Raw genomic sequence first — 17,663 nt, forward strand, 5'->3', positions numbered from 1 at the left:
GTAACCTTGTGATTCGACTGCTGCCGGCGTTGGGCATCTGGTATAACTACGCACCCGCGTGCCTAGTAAGCGGACATTTTGCGTGAGACACTCCAAACGGTTCGGATATCGGGGGGCCGGACAAACCGGGAGGAGAGGATGGAGGAGATCAGGCTCCTCGGCCCTGTCGAGCTGCGCGCGGGGGGCGTCGCGCTGGAACTCGGCTCGTTGAAGGAACGTTGTGTCCTGGCGATACTGGCGATCGAATGCGGCCGCGCCGTCTCGGCCGAGACGCTGGAGACGCGGATCTGGGGGCAGGACAGGCCGCCGCGGGCGCGCACCACGTTGACGAGTTACCTCTCGCGGCTGCGCGGGAGGTTTCGCCAGATGCCCGGCGGGCCGTCACCACTGATCCATGGAGCCGGCGGCTACACCCTGAACGTCGATCTCGATCTCATCGACCTGCATCGCTTCCGGCGGCTGCGCCGCCGTGCACGCGCCATCGCCGACAGTGGTGATGACGACCACGCGCTCACGCTCCTGGCCGAGGCGGAGGGGCTGTGGCGCGGCCGGCCGCTCGCCGGGTTGCCCGGCGACTGGTTGAGGAACCTGCGCGAGAGCCTGGAGGAGGAGAGCCACGCCGCCCGCGTCGAGCGGATCGATCTCCAGTTGCGACTGGGCCGGCACGGTGAGGTCATCGGCGAACTCCACCGGCTGGCCGCCGCGCGCCCGTACGACGAGGGCGTTCTCGCCCGGCTGATGACGGCCTTGTACCGGCACGACCGGGCAGCGGAGGCCCTTGAGGTCTACCGGCGTGCGGACCGTCTCTTCGCGGCGGAGCTCGGTTCGCCGCTCGGCCCTCACCTTCGGACCCTGCATGAGGGCATCCTGCGGCGGGACCCGGGCCTGGACATGCCCTTGCGGAACCCGTGTGACGAAAGTGCGCACGGGCCGCATTCCCTGCCCGAGGACATCCGGGATTTCACCGGCCGGGAACGCGAGTTGGAGGCCCTCACCGAAGGTGCCGGATCCGGGGGGTCCCCGGGGCGGGTCACGGTCATCACAGGCATGGCCGGTGTAGGGAAGAGCGCGCTCGCGTTGCGAGCCGCGCACCTCCTAAGCGACCGGTATCCCGATGCCCAGCTATACCTGCCGCTGTGCGGTCATGACACCGCGCGGCCCCCTCTTTCGGCCGGTGCGGCCTTGGCCGAGCTGCTGCGGATGCTGGGCGTCCCGCCCACGCGCGTCCCCGGGGCGATGGCCGAACGGGCCCGCCTGTGGCGGCGGGAGATGGCCGGACGGCGCGCGGTCGTCGTCCTCGACGACGCCACCGGCCTGGACCAGATCGCGCCGATCGTCGGCAACGCGCCGTCCTGCCGCGTCCTGGTCACCAGCCGCCGGCGGCTGGCGGGCCTGCCCGCGGCCTCCTACGTCCATGTCGGCGCACTCTCCCGGAACGAGTCGAGGGAGCTGGTCGTCCGTATCGCGGGCGAGAACCTGGACGCCGCCGAGACCGACGCCGTCGTCCGGCGGTGCGGCGGCCTTCCGCTGGCGTTACGCCTCACCGCCGCCCTGTCCCATCGCGGGGTCCCGGCCCCGGTCGAACCGGACGACCCGCTCCACCTCGACGACGGCGTGGCCCGCGCGGCCTTCGACCTGTCCTACCGGGCGCTCGCCGGGGAGCAGAGGCGTCTCTTCCGCCGGCTGGGACTGAGCCCGTGCACCGATCTCACGGTGGAGGCCGCCGCGGCGCTCGGTGCCCGCCCGATCGAGGCCGTGCGGGCGGTGTGCGACGCGCTGCTCGACCACCATCTCCTCTACGAGCGCGCTCCGGGGCGCATGCGCATGCACGATCTCGTGCGCGCCTACGCCCGCGCGCGTGCGTGCGCCGAGGACTCCAGCCGTGACCGAAGAAAGGCTCTGTCGGGCCTGCTGCGGTATTACCTGACGTGGACGGACAACGCCGACCGAGTTCTCCACCCGCACCGTCGCAGGCGCGCGCTGCCCGCCGATTCCGGCAAGGGGGGCACCGCCCTGACACCCGAGGACGCGGACAGGTGGATGAAGGAGGAATGGAGTAACGGGCTGGCCCTCGCGGAGTACGCCATCGGACATGAGCTGAAGCACGAGGGCGCCCTTCTGGTGCACGCCTTCTCGCCCTACCTGGAGACGCACGGGCTTCGCGAGCAGGCGGCGCAGGCCCAGGAGGCGGCCGTCCGCGCAGCGCGGGAGACACGGGCGCCGGACGCCCTCGCCCGGGCGCTCTTCGAGCTGACCCTCACCCGGTTCCGCACGGGCCACTACGCCGCGGCCCTGGAGCACGCCAACGAGGCGCTGGCGATCTACCGGTCCTCCAGCGACCGGCAGGCGGTCGCCGAGACGCTCGACCGGATCGGCATCATCCTGTGGACCACAGCGCGGTACCGGGAGGCCCTCGCGCATTATCAGGAGGCGCAGGTTCTCTGCCGGAAGGTCGACGACCGGCACGGCGAGGCGGGGGCGCTCGGACATGCGGGTATCGCGCTGTGGCACCTGGGCCGTTACGAGGAGGCTCTGCGGCACCTGCGGTTCTCGCTGGAGGTTTATCGCAGGCTGGGGGACCGGCGCGGTGAGGCCATGGTCCTCAACAACATCGGGGAAGTGCAGCGGCAGCGCGGCTTCCACCGGGACGCCATCCGCAGTTACCGGGAGTCGAGTGCCATCTTCGAACGTATCGAGGGCCTCGAGAACCGCGCCATCCTCAAGAACAACGTTGGAAACGTGCACCAGTACAAGGGGGACCATCCGGCGGCGCTCCAGTGTTACCGAGAGGCGATCGTGGTTTTCCGTGAGATCGGTGACCGGCGGAACATCGCCGACACGTTGAACAGCATCGGGGTCACCTATCTGCTGTCGGGGCGTCCGAACGAGGCGCTGGTCCACCATGAACAGGCGAGGGAATTCGCGACGGACATCGGCGATCCCTACCAGCATCTGCGGGCGCTGCGCGGTATCGCCGACGCCTGCCAAGCCGACTGCCGGTACAAAATCGCCCTCGGCCATTACCGTGAGGCGCTGGCGATCGCTCGCGACATCAGTGACCCGTACCAGGAGGCCAAGATCCACGAAGGTATCGCCTCCACGGTCCTCCAGTTACACGGGAAGGAGTCCGCTCGCATCCATTGGCGGCAGGCGCTGGACATCTTCGAGAAGCTCGGCGTTCCGGAGGAGAAGGTCGTCGCCCTGCAACTTCACGAGATCGATGAGGTCGCGTCGTGATCCTGGAGGCATGGGGTGAGCTGTCGTGGGGCGCGGCCTGTTCAGAGGAGGCGGGTGCGGCGGATCAGGAGGGCCAGGAGGAGGACGAGGGTGAGCAGGGCGGCGGTCCGCGGGTCGGTGAGGTCGGCGAGGGCGCCCAGCAGCGGCGGGCCGGTGCCGATCGCGACGCCGGACGCCAGGGCGCAGCGGGCGGCGGCGTGTGCGGGACGGCCCGGCCAGGCGGCGAGCGCCTGCGCGAGGATCAGCGGGTAGAGCAGGGCGACGCCCAGGCCGGTCAGGAGGAGGCCGCCGACCGCGAGGGCGGGGGCGGGGACCGTCCAGAAGACGGCGAACCCGAGGGCGGCCACCGCGGTGGCGCCGGTCAGGAGCCGGTCCTGGCCGAGCCGTACGGCGCGTCCGGTCGTGGCCCGGCCTGCGGCCATGCCCAGCACGAACGCCGCGGAGGCGGTGGTGGCGGTCTCCCTCTCCAGGCCCTTGATGGTGTGCAGGAAGTCCGCCGCCCAGAACAGCACGCAGAACTCGACGGACACGGCGAGCACCAGGTCGACCCAGCGGCTGCGGAAGAGGGCGGGGGCCCGGCGCCCGGCCGGCGGGTCCGGGCCCGCGGGGGCGGGGGGCGTTCCGTGCCGGAGGAGGACGATCACGGGGAGCACGGCCGCGGCCAGCGGGAGCCCGGCGAACGCCGCGCGCCAGCCCAGGCCGTGGGCGAGGGCGAAGCCGACCAGCAGCGGTGCCAGGACCGAGGCGGCGCTGGAGACGGCGTTCGCCTCGCCGATCGCGACCGCGCCCGCCCGGGCGTCCCCGGTCTCGCGGAGGGCGGCCGGGACGAGCTGGACCAGGCCGGCGCCGCCGAGACCGAGCACCAGGGCGCCGGTGCCGCCGGTCAGCCGGCCGTCCCCCAGGGCCAGGAGGGCGGCCCCGCCGACCAGTGCGGTCAGGGCCGCCGGCAGCGCGTACCGGCCCGCCTTCGGCGCCGGCCGGTGCCCTAACAGGCCGACGAGCACCAGGCCGAGCGCGAACGCGGAGGGGTAGAGGGCCGCCTCGCTCCGCGGCAGCCCGCGTTCGGCGCGCAGTTCCGGGAGGATCGCGCCCAGTGCGGCGAGCAGGTAGCCCAGGCAGCCCATCGCCGCGTACAGGCCCAGCGTGCGGGGGCTCCTGGTCATTGGTCGGTCAGCACGATCGCCTGGTACGGCAGCAGGACCGCCGGCCGCTTCCGGGGGTCGCCGGTCTCGGTGTCGAAGACGGGCCGGCCGTTCAGTGGCGGTTCCGCGGGGTGTTCGCCCAGGTTGGCGGCGACGGTCAGGGGGCCGCGCCGGTACGCGAGGACGTCCGATGCGGTGTCGATCCAGGTCAGCTCGGACGGGAGCGGGGTGGTGGCGAGCAGCCGGCGCCGGACGGACAGGAGCCGCCGGACGAGGGCGAGGGTGCCGGTGGCGTCGCGGTTCTGGACCTCGACGGTGTCGGCGGGGACGCGCCCGCCGTCGGGCAGCCACGGGCGGCCCCGGGTGAACCCCAGGCCGGGGCCCGGCGACCAGGGCATGGGGGTGCGCGCCCCGTCGCGGGAACGGGCGGGTTCGGCCGCGCCGAGCGGGTCGGCGCCCTGCCCCGCGGGGACGGTGCCGTCCACGAGCCCGAGTTCCTCGCCCTGGTAGATCCAGCTCGTCCCGGGGAGGAACGCGGTGAGCACCTCCAGCGCCGTCCAGCGGCGGGCACCGAGCGTCCCGCCGCCGTACCGGGACGCGGCGCGGGGGCGGTCGTGGTTGCCCTGCACCCAGGACAGGCGGGGCGAGGCGGTGGCGGCGGCCCTGATCATGGTGCGGATCCGGGCCGGGTCCCAGCCCTCCTGCTCGACCAGGCCGAACCAGAACGAGGAGTGCAGCCGTTCGGCGGTCACGAAGCCGGCCAGGCGGGCCGGGTCGAGTTCGTAGACCTCGCCGACGAGGAACGCGGCGTACCGGTCGGCGACGCGCCGCCAGCGCGCGTGGATCCCGTGGATGTCGGGCTGGTGGATGTCGTACCGGTGGTCCTGGCGGCGCCAGTCCTCGGTGACCCCGCGGATGGCGTGCAGCGTGCCGTCGGGCAGCGGCGGGTTGTCCGGGAGGTCGGGATGCTTGACCAGGTAGGCGGCGGTGTCGATGCGGAAGCCCGCCAGGCCGCGGCGCAGCCAGTGCTCGATGATCGCGTCGACCTCGTCCGCGACCGCCGGGTTGCGCCAGTTGAGGTCGGGCTGCTCGGGCCGGAACAGGTGCAGGTAGTACTGGCCCGTCTCCTCGTGCAGGGTCCAGGCGGACCCGCCGAAGTGCGACAGCCAGTTGTTGGGCGGCCCGCCGCCCGGCGCCGGGTCGCGCCAGATGTAGTAGTCGCGGTACGGCCCGCCCGGATCGGCGAGCGCCTCCTGGAACCAGCGGTGCCGGTCGCTGGTGTGGTTGACGACCAGGTCGCCGATGACCCGCAGCCCGTACCGGCGGGCCTCGGCGAGCAGGGCGTCCAGCGCCCGGTCGCCGCCGAAGCGCGGGTCGACCCGCAGGTGGTCGGCGATGTCGTAGCCGTGGTCGGCCATCGGCGAGGTGAAGAACGGCGTCACCCAGATCACGTCCACGCCCAGGCCGGCCAGGTGGCCGAGCCGCTCGCGCAGGCCGTCCAGGTCGCCCATGCCGTCCCCGTCGCCGTCCTGGAACGAGGGGAGGTAGACCTGGTAGCCGATCGCGTCGGCCCACCACGGCCGGTCCGTTCCGGCCAGCAGGGCGGTGAGCTGCTCCAGCGCGCCGAGGGTCAGGTCGGCCGGCAGCCCGCGCAGCGCGGCGACCTTGGCCCCGGCCCGCCGGCCCGCCTCGACGCCGGGGACGGTGTCCTCCACGACCAGGCAGTGTTCCGGGGGTACGCCCATCCGCCCGGCCGCGAGGAGGTAGCCCTCGGGATCGGGCTTGCCCTCGGTCACGTCCCCGGCCGTGACCAGGAGGGGTGGCGCGATGCCCGCCGCGTCCAGCCGGGCCTTGGCCAGCGCGGCGTCGGCGCCGGTCACCACGGCCCATGGCAGGCCGCGCCGGTCGAGGGCGGCCAGGAGTTCGCGGGCGCCGGGCAGCGCCGTGGTGCCCGTGGCGTCGTCCATCTGCAGCTCGATCTGCCGCGCCGCCGCCCGCTCCGCCGCGGGCCCGTCCAGCCAGGGCGCGACCCGCCGTACGGTCGCCAGGGCGGGCCGGCCGTGCGCGCCGTCCAGCACCGTGGCGGCGTCGAGCCCGTGCTCGGCCGCCCAGCGGACCCAGGCCCGCTCGACGGCCGCGTCGGAGTCGACCAGCGTGCCGTCCATGTCGAGCAGTACCGCCCGTACGCCGTCGAGCCAGGGGTGTTCCGGCCGCATCGCCTCACCTCGCGTTCCCGTTCGCTATATTCCTCGTTGAACGAGGATAAGTGGGACCGGCGAGGATTGTCACCATGCAGCAGCGAACGGCCGCGCATCGCGTGCACACCCTGCGGCGGCAGGGTGTGCTCGCCATGCTCCGCCACGTGCACGACCATCCCGCCGCGACCAGGGCGGACGCGGCCCGCGCGCTGGGGCTCAGCAGCGGCTCGGCCGCCGAGATCAGCACGCGCCTCAAGGGGCTGCGGCTCGCCGAGGAGACCGCGGGGCCGCAGACCGGCGGGCGCGGGCGGCCCTCCCCCGTGCTCACCGCCCATCCGAGGGGGCCGCTCGTCTGCGCGGTCAGCATCGGCCACGAGGAGTGGCGGATGTGCACCGTCGAGATCGGCGGCCGGGTCGTGGCGGAGGATTCCGGGCGCAACCCCGCCGGGGGCGCGCGTCCGGTCCTGGACGTCCTGCGCGGGCGGATCGCCGCCGCGTACGGCGAGCACGGGCCCCGCCTCCGCGCCGTGTCGGTGGCCGTGGCGGGCACGGTACGGCGGACCACCATCGTCCAGGCGTCCGGCATGGGGTGGTACGGCATCGACCTGGAACCGCTCCGCCCGGCGCCCGGCACGCCGCTGCTGGTCGGCAACGACGCCTCGATGGCCGGTCTGGCGGAGGCCCGGCGCGGGACGGGCGCCGGCGCGCGGGTCAGCCTGCACCTCACCGTGGAGGTCGGCGTCGGCGGCATCCTCATCGTGGACGGCGTGCCGGTCGACGGGGCGACCGGGGCCGGCGGCGAGTTCGGCCACATGCCCTTCGGGGACCCCGCCCTGGACTGCCCGTGCGGCGCCCGCGGCTGCTGGGACCTGGCGGTCGACGGGCGGGCCATGGCGCGCGCCCTGGGCCGTCCCGAGCCGCGCGACCCCCGTACCGAGGCCGGGCGGATCCTCACGTCCGCCGCGGGTGACCCGGCCGCCCGCGCCGCGGCCGGCGCGGCGGCCGCGGCGCTGGGCCGGGGGGTCGGCGCGCTGGTCAACGCCCTGGATCCGGAGCTGGTGACCCTGTCCGGGCTGGCCGCCGGCCTCGTCGCGACGGCGCCGGAGGAGCTGAACGGCGCCTACACCGCCGCGCTGATGCGGTTCCGCCGCGCCGATCCGCCGCCGCTGCTGCCCTCCGCGCTCGGCGGGCGCGGCCCGCTCCTGGGCGCGGCCGAGGCGGCCTTCGACACGCTCCTGTCCGACGCCGGGCTCGAAGCCTGGTCCGGCACGCTGACGTGACGCCGACGTGAGGAGAACGAGGAGAACGATGACCGGCCACCTGACCCCGTTCCGCGTCGAGATCCCCGAGGCCGACCTGGCGGACCTGCGCGCCCGGCTGCGGAGAACGCGCTGGCCCGAGGCCGAGACGGTCGGCGACTGGTCGCAGGGGGTGCCGCTGGCGTACCTGCGGGACCTGTGCGGCCACTGGGCCGGCGAGTACGACTGGCGCCGGACGGAGGCGCGCCTCAACGCCCTGCCCCAGTTCCGCACGGAGATCGACGGGCTGGACGTCCACCTCGCGCACGTGCGCTCGCCGCACCCCGGGGCGTTCCCGCTGCTCCTGGCCAACGGCTGGCCCGGCTCGATCGTCGAGTACCTGAAGGTGATCGGGCCGCTGACCGACCCGCCCGCCCATGGCGGGGACGCCGCCGACGCGTTCGACGTGGTGATCCCCGCCATGCCCGGATACGGCTTCAGCGGCAAGCCGTCGCGGCCCGGCTGGAACGTGGAGCGCGTCGCCCGCGCGTGGGCCGTCCTGATGGAGCGCCTGGGCCACGACCGCTATGGCGTGCACGGCAGCGACTGGGGGACGAGCGTCGCCACCGCCATGGCCCAGCGGGACGGCGGCCGTCCGGCCGGGATCCACCTCAGCCCGCCGATCGCCGCGCCCGACCCGGCGACGTTCGGCGACCTGACCGCCGGGGAGCGCGCCGTGCTCGCCGACCTGGAACGCGTCAAGGAGTGGGAGGACGGCTATTCGGTCCAGCAGTCCACCCGCCCGCAGACGCTCGGGTACGGCCTGGTCGACTCGCCCGCGGCGCTGTGCGCCTGGATCGTCGAGAAGTACCGGGCCTGGTCGGACTGCGACGGCCATCCGGAGAACGCGTTCACTCGCGACGAACTGCTCGACAGCGTGATGCTGTACTGGCTGCCCGGCACCGGCGCCTCGTCCGCGCGGCTGTACTGGGAGAGCATCAGGCAGGTCCAGAAGTGGTTCACCGAGGGGACGGGCGACGTCGTGGAGGTGCCCACCGGGTGCTCCATCTACCCCAAGGAGGTCCCGCGCCCCTCGCGGCGGTGGGCGGCCCGGCGCTACATCGATATCCGGTACTGGAACGAGCTGGACAAGGGCGGTCATTTCGCCGCGTCCGAGCAGCCCGGATCGTTCGTCGAGGAGATCCGGGCGTTCTTCCGGCTCATCCGGTGACGGCGGACACGCCTTTCGGTGACCAAGGGTAAAAAGGCGTTCTCATCGGGCTCGGCCGTCCCCTGACCAGGTCACCAACCTCTCAACTCGGGCAGACCGGCGTTCAAATATTGGGGCAGTTTTCCGGCGGGCGGTCAACGCGCAATGCCGGGGAGATCACCGATCTTCGACCCGAAGATGATCGAACTTTTCCCCGGCGCGCTCATTTCCTTGCCGGTCTCGGGTATGCCCTTGCAGTGTTCAAGGTTCCTCCGAAGCGGTGCGGACCCCCGGAGGGACGGGAGTTCGATGAGCGGAGGGGCAGTGCAGCGTGAGGAGACGCCGGCGGAGGCGGGGACGCCCCCCGACGCCCTGCTGGCCGGCCTGTGCGACGACTTCGCCGACGTGCCCGCGGAGACCGTCCGCCGCTGCGTCGAGGATCTGTGGTGCTGCTGCGTCCATCTCGGAATCCGGCCCGAGGCCGAGACGATCGCGAGCCTGGCCCTCTCCCGCCTCACCGGGATCGTCAAGGGCGTTCCGGGTTCCGGCGCCCCCGCCCATTCCACACCGAGCGGAGAGCGGACCGATGACCAAGACGACCGTGCCAGGGCTGCGGACGGCGACCGAACGCGGCCACCTCGTGCTCGCCCTGCCTCCACGGACCGGCTGGCACAACTACACGGCGATCCGGGAGGCACTGTACGAGGCGCTGACCGTGCCGTCGGCGCGGGGCCACGCCGGGCTGGTCGTCGACTTCGGTGAGACCGTCCTCATGGACGCCTCCGGCCTGGTCCTGCTGGCCCGCGCGCAGGCGCGGGCGCGGCTGCTGGGCCGTACCCTGCGGCTCGTGGTGCCGCCGTCGGACGGGCGCCTGCGGGACGCGCTCGACGCCACCGGCCTGGGCGGCCTCGTCCAGGTCCACCCGGACATCGAGGCCGCGGTCGCGACGCCGCCGCGGGTGGTCCGCCCCCGGGACGCCGCCGCGCCCGACCCCGCGCAGGTCCTCGACGCCATCCGGGCCCTCCACCCGGAGGACGTACGGCTGTCGCGGTGCCTGCCCGACGCCGAACTGACGATCACGACCGCCTACCCGCCCGGGGACGACCACGTCCTGGTCCACGTGGGCGGGGTCCTCGACCAGATCACCGTGAGCCGGCTGGGCGAGGCGCTCACCACCATGATCGAGAAGGACGCCGTCCACCTGCGGGTGCTGACGCACGACCTGATCAGGGTCCGCTGCGACCCCCTTCCCGTCCTGCTGGGGATCCGGTGGCGGGCCTGCGCCGAGGGCGGCTGCCTCTCGCTGGCCAACCTCCCGCCCCGGCTCCGCCAGATCATCGACCGGGAGGGGCTCGGCCCGGCGTTCCAGTGCGGGCGCCTGACGGCTCCCGATCTGACCACCGTGTCCTGACCACCTGCCCTGACCACCGCGTCCCGAGCCACGGGCGGTCCCCAACGGGCCTGTCTCGAAGGCGCGAGGGCGGGTACGGTACGGGCGGGTGGGGAGGAACCCGGCATGGACAGGGCGTTGAGTCGGGAGCGGATGCTCGCGGGGCTGGTGCGCGCGAGCCACCTGGTCACGCTGGAGAACCTGCCGGACGTGATCTCCGCGCACGCCGCCGTCGCGGGCATGTCCGAGGTGCTGATCTATCTCGCCGACCTCCAGGAGGAGATGCTCTTCCTGTTCCCCGGGCGGACGGCGCGCGCCGGCGGGGCCGGCGACCGGCCGGACGAGGTGCCGGTCGAGGGGACGGTGGCGGGCCGGGCCTTCCAGCACGGCGAGATCGTGTCCACCTCGGCGGGCAGGGGCGGCCCCGGCCGCTGGTGGATCCCCCTCCTGGACGGCGCCGAGCGGCTGGGCGTGCTGCGGGTGACCGCCGAGGAGGCGGGCGGCGACGTCGCGTGGGACATGCGCGACCTGGCCGGCCTGGTGGCGCTCCTGGTGCAGAGCAAGCGCCGGACCAGCGACACCTACGCGAGCCTGGTGCGGCGGCGGCCGATGAACGTTGCGGCCGAGATGGAATGGCGGCTGATCCCGCCCCGGACGTACGCCACCGACCGGGTGGTGATCAGCGCCGTCATGGAACCGGCCTACGAGGTCAGCGGCGACGCCTTCGACTACGCCCTCCGAGGGGACTCGGTCCATCTGAGCGTCTTCGACGCCATGGGGCACGACACCGCCGCGGGCCTGACCGCGGGCCTGGCGATCGCGGCCTGCCGCAACCACCGCCGCCTCGGGGAGGGGCTGGCCGACACCGCGCGGCGGATCGAGGAGACCCTGCTGGCGCAGTTCGGCGGGGAACGGTTCGCCACCGGGCTGCTGGCCGAGCTGGACGTCGCCGGCGGGCTGCTGAGCTGGATCAACCACGGGCACCCCCGGCCTGTGATCATCCGCGACGGCCGTTCGCTGGTGCGGCTGGAGTGCGAGCCGGCGCCGCCGCTGGGCCTCGGCCTGGACACCGAAGCCGTCCTGTGCCAGGACCAGCTGGAGCCCGGCGACCGGCTGGTGCTCTACACCGACGGCATCACCGAGGCGCGCAGCCCGGAGGGCCGCGAGTTCGGCCTGGAACGCTTCGTCGACTTCCTGATCCGCCACCACGCCGACGGGCTGCCGGTCGCCGAGACCCTGCGCCGCCTCGTCCGCCACCACCTGGACTACCACCAGGGACGGCTCGGCGACGACGCCACGGTCCTGCTGCTGGAGTGGCACGGGCCCGCCCCGTTCGCGGAGGGCCAGGCCGAGGCCCTGGTCGGCATCCCCTGACCCCGGTCACCGCGAGTGCCGCACCGGTCCCTCGTCGGCCAGCACGAAGTAGGACTCCTCCTCCTGGACGAAGTGCAGCCGCAGGATCGCGTGGAGCTGCTCGACGGTCCTGCGCAGCTCCCGCCCGCCGTCCCCGGCGGGGTCGTGGTCGAGTTCGGCGGACAGCAGCCCGATCCGCCGGGTGAGGTCGGCGATCTCCGCGTGCGCGCGGCTCATGGTCCCGGTGGGGTCGGCGCCGCCGAGGGCGCGCGCCACGGCGGGGTAGAGCCGCTGCTCGTCCTTGCGCTCGTGCTCGGCCAGGTCGGAGAGGAAGCCGGACAGCTCGCCGAGGGCGGCCCGGCGCCGGTCCGACGGCGGCCCGGCGAGGGTGTCGGCGATGGCCGGGAGCCGTTCGATCCGCGGCCACAGCGCGCGGTGCTCCTCGTCCAGCCGGCGGACCAGCTCGGCGTCGTCGCCGCGCAGCCGCGGCCAGCGTTCGCGGCCGGGCCCCAGGGCGCGCAGCGCGCCCAGGATCGCCGCCACGTCGATGCCCTCCTGCAGCACCGCCCCGATCGTCGGGGTCAGGAACCCCAGCGCCGCCACCGTCATCGCGGCCAGCGACAGGCCCATGCCGACCAGGACGCTCTGCAGCGCGACCGACCGCGTGCGCCGCGCGATGGCCAGGGTCTCGGCCAGCCGCTCCAGCCGGTCCACGGTGATGACCACGTCGGCGGCCTGGGAGGAGGCGGTGGCGCCGCGGGCGCCGAGCGCCACGCCGACCCCGGCCGCGGCGAGGGCGGGCGCGTCGTTCACCCCGTCGCCGGCCATCACGGTGGCGGCCCTGGCCGTCTCGGCGCGGACCACCGCCACCTTGTCGGCCGGGGACTGGTCGGCGTGGACGGCGTCGGCGCCGACCAGATCGGCGATCGGGCCGGCGACCGCGGCCCGGTCGCCGGTGACCATGACCGTGTGGTCGATCCCGGCGTGCCGCAGCAGCCGGAACGTGCGCGCCGCGTCCGCCCGGATCCGGTCCTGCAGCAGCAGCGCCCCGGCGAGCCGGCCGTCGACCCCGACGAAGACGGTGATGGCGCCGCGCGCCGCCGCCCGGTTCCGGATCCGGTCCACCCAGCCGTCCGGGCCCTCGCCGGCCCAGCCGGCCTTGCCCACCGCGACCCGGTGGCCGCCGACGACGCCGCGGGCGCCCTTGCCGGGCCGCTCGTCCGCCTCCGTGGGAACGGTCAGCGGCACGCCCCGGTCGCGCGCCCCGCGCACGATCGCGGACGCGAGCACGTGCGGGGACACCTGGTCGAGCGAGGCCGCCAGCCGCAGCACCTCGTCCGCGGGCGTGTCCCCGGCCGTGACGACCTCGGCCAGCGACGGGTTCCCCGTGGTGATCGTCCCGGTCTTGTCGAACAGCAGGACGTGCGCGCGGGCCAGCCGTTCCAGCGCGCCGCCGCCCTTGACCACCACGCCGCGGCGGGCGCAGCGCGACAGCCCGGAGACGAACGCGACCGGCGCGGCCAGGATGAGCGGGCAGGGGGTGGCGACCACCAGCACCGCCACCGCCCGCACCGCGTCGCCCGAGGCGATCCAGGCGCCGCCGGCCACCGCCAGCGTCAGCGGCAGGAAGACCGCCGCGTACCGGTCGGCGAGCCGGACGAACGGCGCGGACTCCGCCGCGGCCTCCTCGGCGAGCCGGACGATGCCCGCGTACGTGCTGGAACGGGCGTCGGCGGTGGCGCGGAAGGTGAACGGCCCCGCGACGTTCACCGCGCCGCTGCGCACGTCCTCGCCCTCACCGCGTTCGACCGGGATCGGCTCGCCGGTCAGCGTGGACTCGTCCAGGACGGCCGTGCCGCCCGTGCCGCCCGTGCCGCCCGTGCCGCCCGTGCCGCCCGTGCCGCCCTCCCCGGGCTCGATGCGCCCGTCCACCGGGACCACCTCGCCGGGCCGTACCACCAGCCGGTCGCCCGGCCGCACCCTTCCGGCGTCGACCGTCTCGATCCCGTCCCCGGTCTCGCGGTGCGCCATCCGCGGGGCCAGCGACAGCAGGGCGCTCAGGTCCCGCCGGGCCCGGTGGTCGGCGCGCCGTTCCAGCAGCCGCCCGCCGGTCAGCATCACCCCGATCACCGCGCCGGCGAGGTAGGCGTGGACGGCCAGGGTGCCGCCGAGGGCCAGCAGCGCGATCACGTCGCTGCCGAACCTGCGGTGCAGCAGCCCGTCCAGCACCCACCAGGCAGCCGGGACGCACGCCCCCGCCGTCACCAGCAGCCAGAGCAGCCGGGCCAGGTCGTCCTGGCCGGTCCACTGCGCGATCCCGCCCGCCGCCAGGCCGCCCGCCGCCAGGGCGAACAGCACCTCGGGGCCGCGGGACGACAGCGGACGGGCGAAGGCGATGTTCACAACGTCCCGCCGCGCGCCGTCAGCCCTGCTGGGCGGCCTGCGCTATGTCGGCGCCGGCCAGCTCCACCAGCCGGTGCCCCAGGTCGAGGAACGCCCGGCCCACGGCCAGCTCGTCCCCGATCTCCGGCACCGAGCGGTCGGCCGGATTGCGCCGGGCGTGGCCCGTTCCCACGATGGTGGTGTCGTCCTGCGTGGTCAGCACCGCGCGCACGTGGGTGTCGTTCCCGCGCTCGTTGATGTAGATCTCCGCGTTCCACTGCTTGGTGTCCATGACGTTCCACCTCCTGACCTCCAGCGTGGGCCGCGGCCGGCGGTGCCGCCTAGGGACGATCGGCCCGAGGCGGGGGGACGTCCGGCCGCCCGTCAGCAGAGCACCCGCCTGCCCGCCGCCTCGCCGCGGCGGAGGCGTTCGTGCAGCCCGGGAGCGTCCTCCAAGGGGGCGCGCTCGGCGATGACCGGGGCGATCCGCCGCTCCGCCAGCAGCCGGAAGAGCGCGCCGAGATCCTCGCGGTACCAGTCGGGACGGCGCTCCAGCAGCCGGTCCGCCCGGTAGGCCATGACACGGCGGGACCGCTGGAACGCGGCGCGGGCCAGGACCAGCGGCACGGCGGGGCGGCGGCCTGCGGCGCGGCCGTACAGCACCAGCCTCCCGCCGGGCCCGAGCAGCCGGTACGAGCGGGGCGTGGTCCAGCCGCCGGTGCCGTCCAGCACCACGTCGAGCCCCCTGAGGGCGCCGATGCGGACCCGCGAGGCGAAGTTCTCCCGGGTGAGGTCGATCGGCACGCCGTCCAGCGAGGCCACGGCCCGGACGGCGGCGCCGCCGGCGGCCGTCCCGTACATGTCCACCAGGCCCGCGATCCGGCCCAGCTCCAGCGCGGCCGAGCCCACCCCGCCCGCCGCGTCGTGGACCAGGACGCGCTCGCCCTTCCTGACCCGGGCGACCCGGTGGAGCATCTGGTAGGCGGCGACGTAGTCGAAGACGAGCGCGACGGCCTCGGCGGGGTCCAGGCCCGGGGGCACCGGCACGAGGCGGGACGCGGGGACGCACAGATGGTCGGCGTACGCGCCGTACACGGTCAGGGCGGCCACGGGCTGTCCCAGGGCGAACCCGGTGACGCCCTCCCCGACGGCGTCCACCGTGCCGACCAGGCCGTGACCGGGCGTGAACGGGGGCCGGGGGCCGTCCGGGCAGGCGCCCTCCCTCATGAGCACGTCGGCGGGTCCGGCCCCGGCCGCGGTCCGCCGCACCCTGACCTCGCCGGGGCGCGGGACGGGCATCGCCCCCTCGACCAGCCGCATCTCCTCGGGCCCGCCGTACCGGACGACGACGATCCGCCGGCTGCGCCCGCGGGCTCCGCCCGGTCCGCGGGCTCCGCCCGGCCCGCTCGTGGGGGCGCGCGGGGCGGCCTTTCCGCTCTCGCGGCGTCCCGTGCTCACCGGCCGGCCGGCTGCGCCCGGTCCTCTCCCCGAGAGGAGTGGCAGAAGCTTGATTCCACGGTCCACATCGCCCGGGTGAGCGAGGTGAACACCCACAGCCGGCGCCGGAGCGCGGGGACGTCGCCGCTCTCGACGGCGGCGAGCACGTCGTCGGCGGCGACGCGCAGCCTCAGCATCCGCGCCTCCAGGAACCGCGCCGCCGGTGCCGGACGGGTCCCGCCGGCCTCGCCGGCGACGATGGTGTCCTGGGCGGCCCGGGTCTCGCCGAGGACGGCGCCGGTCGCGTACTCGATCGCGCCGGCGGTCTCGGCGGTGATCGGGCGGCCGTCCGCGGTCATGGCCAGCATCCGCAGGGTGGCCAGGTGAGCCGCGCAGCGCCGGTGGTGCTGCCGTACCTGCTCGGCCACGGTCATCGATGACACCTCCGCGCCGTTCCGGGATCTCCATTCCAGGGGCGCGGCATCGCCGATCGCCAGGGCCGAAGGTCCCGGTGCCGGGCGCGACGGTCCCGTACCGCCGGGGGCGGCGGCGACCGTACGGGTGCCGCGGACGGCGCAGGGCGCCCCCTCCTGGGGGCGCCCTCCGTGAGGTGTGTTCACTCGCGCGGTCACTTCAGGACGGGGAACCGGCGGACGAGGGCGGTCCCGCCCCACCGCCTGCCGAGGCCGAGGGTGTCGCCGGCGCTGACCAGGGCCAGTCCGACCAGGACGATGGCGTAGATGAGATGGTCGTCCATGAACGGGTTGTTGGCGGGCGGCAGTACCGCGCTCCACATCATGACCAGCATCAGCACCCCGGCGACCGCGGCCAGCCGCATGCCGATGCCCAGCAGCAGAGCGATGCCGATGCCGGCGAGGCCCAGCATGAACAGCCAGTCCGCCCACGCCTGCCCGGCCAGGCCGTTGTAGAAGCCGGCGAGCGGGCCCTCGGGCGAGTTCTTGAGGAATCCCGCGGTCGGGCTCCCGCCGTCGATCCACGCCTTGGCGGCGGGGGTCTCGTGCCCCAGTCCGAAGGTCTTGTCCAGGAAGGCCCACGCGAACACCCAGCCCAGCGCCAGGCGGGTGACGGCCCACACGTAGCGCGCGGCGGGGGATTCGGTCAGGGGCTGGGGAGCGGTCACATGGAGGTTCGGGAGGACGCGGTGTCCTGTGCGGGCCTTACGGGGGGTCGAGACGGCCATCTCACTTCACCTTCCACCAGAAGAATTCCGTCGACTTGAACTCTCCTCCGCGTGGCCATCCGGCGGCAGGCGCGAAAGGCACACGTACGCCGGGACTTTGGTCCCGGAGTTCGTCAGGCCGGTTCGCCGGATTTCTTCGGTCCGGTGGACTTTCGCCCCTACGACGCCGTGCGGCGCCGTCCCTAACGTGGCCGGAGAACGGCTGTTGGAGGCATCATGCGAGGACATGGCCTGAGCCTCATGGGCACGCGGCTGGACCGCCTGAGGAGGCGATTCGGTTTCGACCGCAATTCGTTGCGCCGCGATGTCGACCGGGCGCAGCGGACGGTGGGCGTGAGCGCCGCGGTGCTCTTCCTGGGGATCACCCCGTTCGCCGCCACGCGGGCCGCGGAGACGAGCTACGAGAGCGGGTTGCACGCCGAGCACCGGGAGGCCGCCACCCGGCACCAGGTGACCGCGACCGTGCTCGGCGTGGGAAGCGGCAGGCCAGGGGCATCGAACGCCGCCCAGGTGACGTGGATCGACCCCGATGGCAGCCACCACGACGCCGACATCCCCAACTGGCAGGGCAGGCCCATCGTCGGGCAGACCCAGCGCATCTGGGTGGACGACGCGGGCCGTCCCGCGGTCCGCCCGCGGATGCGGTCCCAGACCGTCGGGGACGCCTCGCTCGCCGCGGTGGGGGCGACCGTGGCCACCGGGACCCCGCTGCTGTTCGTGTACGTCCTCGCCCGCCGCCGCTACGACCGCCGGCGCTACGACGCCTGGGACACCGAGTGGGCCCGGTACGACAGCCAGCGAGCCCGATGAACCGGATGAAAAGGCGCAGGGAAGAAAAGGCGCACGGAACGGGAGCGGTGGAATCAGGGAACCAG

Annotated in this window: 13 protein-coding genes; 6 read left to right on the top strand and 7 right to left on the bottom strand. The window is 74.4% G+C overall.

The features are described from left to right. The first annotated feature begins 138 nt into the window (after positions 1–138). A complete protein-coding gene (locus IW256_RS38365) occupies positions 139–3,237 on the top strand; it encodes an AfsR/SARP family transcriptional regulator (protein WP_197015607.1) in 3,099 nt (1,032 codons plus the stop codon). Between the two features lie 41 nt (positions 3,238–3,278). Here the strand turns inward: IW256_RS38365 and IW256_RS38370 are convergent, their stop codons facing one another. Then, the gene (locus tag IW256_RS38370) at positions 3,279–4,400 is read right to left on the bottom strand and encodes an MFS transporter (protein WP_197015608.1); all 1,122 of its coding nucleotides are present in this window, start codon (positions 4,398–4,400) and stop codon (positions 3,279–3,281) included. After that, positions 4,397–6,595: an HAD-IA family hydrolase gene (locus IW256_RS38375; RefSeq protein ID WP_197015609.1), complete on the bottom strand. Its 2,199-nt coding sequence runs from the start codon at positions 6,593–6,595 to the stop codon at positions 4,397–4,399. The genes IW256_RS38370 and IW256_RS38375 overlap by 4 nt, the downstream gene beginning before the upstream one ends. 74 nt (positions 6,596–6,669) lie before the next feature. Here IW256_RS38375 and IW256_RS38380 point away from each other — a divergent pair, with 74 nt between their 5' ends. The 4 genes from IW256_RS38380 to IW256_RS38395 all read left to right on the top strand — a co-directional run bounded on the left by IW256_RS38380 (position 6,670) and on the right by IW256_RS38395 (position 11,789). Continuing rightward, positions 6,670–7,857, top strand: coding sequence for an ROK family protein (locus IW256_RS38380; RefSeq protein WP_197015610.1), 1,188 nt, complete (start codon positions 6,670–6,672; stop codon positions 7,855–7,857). 28 nt (positions 7,858–7,885) lie between these two features. Continuing rightward, complete coding sequence (locus IW256_RS38385) at positions 7,886–9,046, top strand: epoxide hydrolase family protein (RefSeq protein ID WP_197015611.1); 1,161 nt, start codon at positions 7,886–7,888, stop codon at positions 9,044–9,046. Between the two features lie 565 nt (positions 9,047–9,611). Further along, positions 9,612–10,436, top strand: a complete 825-nt coding sequence (locus tag IW256_RS38390; RefSeq protein ID WP_197015612.1) for an STAS domain-containing protein — start codon at positions 9,612–9,614, stop codon at positions 10,434–10,436. A gap of 105 nt (positions 10,437–10,541) precedes the next feature. Then, positions 10,542–11,789: a PP2C family protein-serine/threonine phosphatase gene (locus tag IW256_RS38395; protein WP_197015613.1), complete on the top strand. Its 1,248-nt coding sequence runs from the start codon at positions 10,542–10,544 to the stop codon at positions 11,787–11,789. A 6-nt stretch (positions 11,790–11,795) separates the two neighbouring features. Here IW256_RS38395 and IW256_RS38400 read toward each other — a convergent pair whose 3' ends face one another. The 5 genes from IW256_RS38400 to IW256_RS38420 form a co-directional block, all read right to left on the bottom strand. Then, complete coding sequence (locus tag IW256_RS38400) at positions 11,796–14,171, bottom strand: heavy metal translocating P-type ATPase (RefSeq protein WP_197015614.1); 2,376 nt, start codon at positions 14,169–14,171, stop codon at positions 11,796–11,798. Positions 14,172–14,190: 19 nt separating this feature from the next. Next, positions 14,191–14,442, bottom strand: a complete 252-nt coding sequence (locus tag IW256_RS38405; protein WP_197015615.1) for a DUF1876 domain-containing protein — start codon at positions 14,440–14,442, stop codon at positions 14,191–14,193. Between the two features lie 92 nt (positions 14,443–14,534). Beyond that, positions 14,535–15,608, bottom strand: a complete 1,074-nt coding sequence (locus tag IW256_RS38410) for an alcohol dehydrogenase catalytic domain-containing protein (protein WP_197015616.1) — start codon at positions 15,606–15,608, stop codon at positions 14,535–14,537. Beyond that, complete coding sequence (locus IW256_RS38415) at positions 15,605–16,021, bottom strand: hypothetical protein (protein ID WP_197015617.1); 417 nt, start codon at positions 16,019–16,021, stop codon at positions 15,605–15,607. Before IW256_RS38415 ends, IW256_RS38410 begins: the two co-directional genes overlap by 4 nt. A gap of 194 nt (positions 16,022–16,215) precedes the next feature. Continuing rightward, the gene (locus IW256_RS38420) at positions 16,216–16,788 is read right to left on the bottom strand and encodes a DoxX family membrane protein (RefSeq protein WP_197015618.1); all 573 of its coding nucleotides are present in this window, start codon (positions 16,786–16,788) and stop codon (positions 16,216–16,218) included. Positions 16,789–17,004: 216 nt separating this feature from the next. Between IW256_RS38420 and IW256_RS38425 the strand changes: the two genes are divergently transcribed. Next, a complete protein-coding gene (locus IW256_RS38425; protein ID WP_197015619.1) occupies positions 17,005–17,598 on the top strand; it encodes an Rv1733c family protein in 594 nt (197 codons plus the stop codon). Positions 17,599–17,663 lie beyond the last annotated feature (65 nt).

The organism is Actinomadura viridis (genome assembly GCF_015751755.1).
GTDB classification, from domain to species: Bacteria; Actinomycetota; Actinomycetes; order Streptosporangiales; family Streptosporangiaceae; genus Spirillospora; species Spirillospora viridis.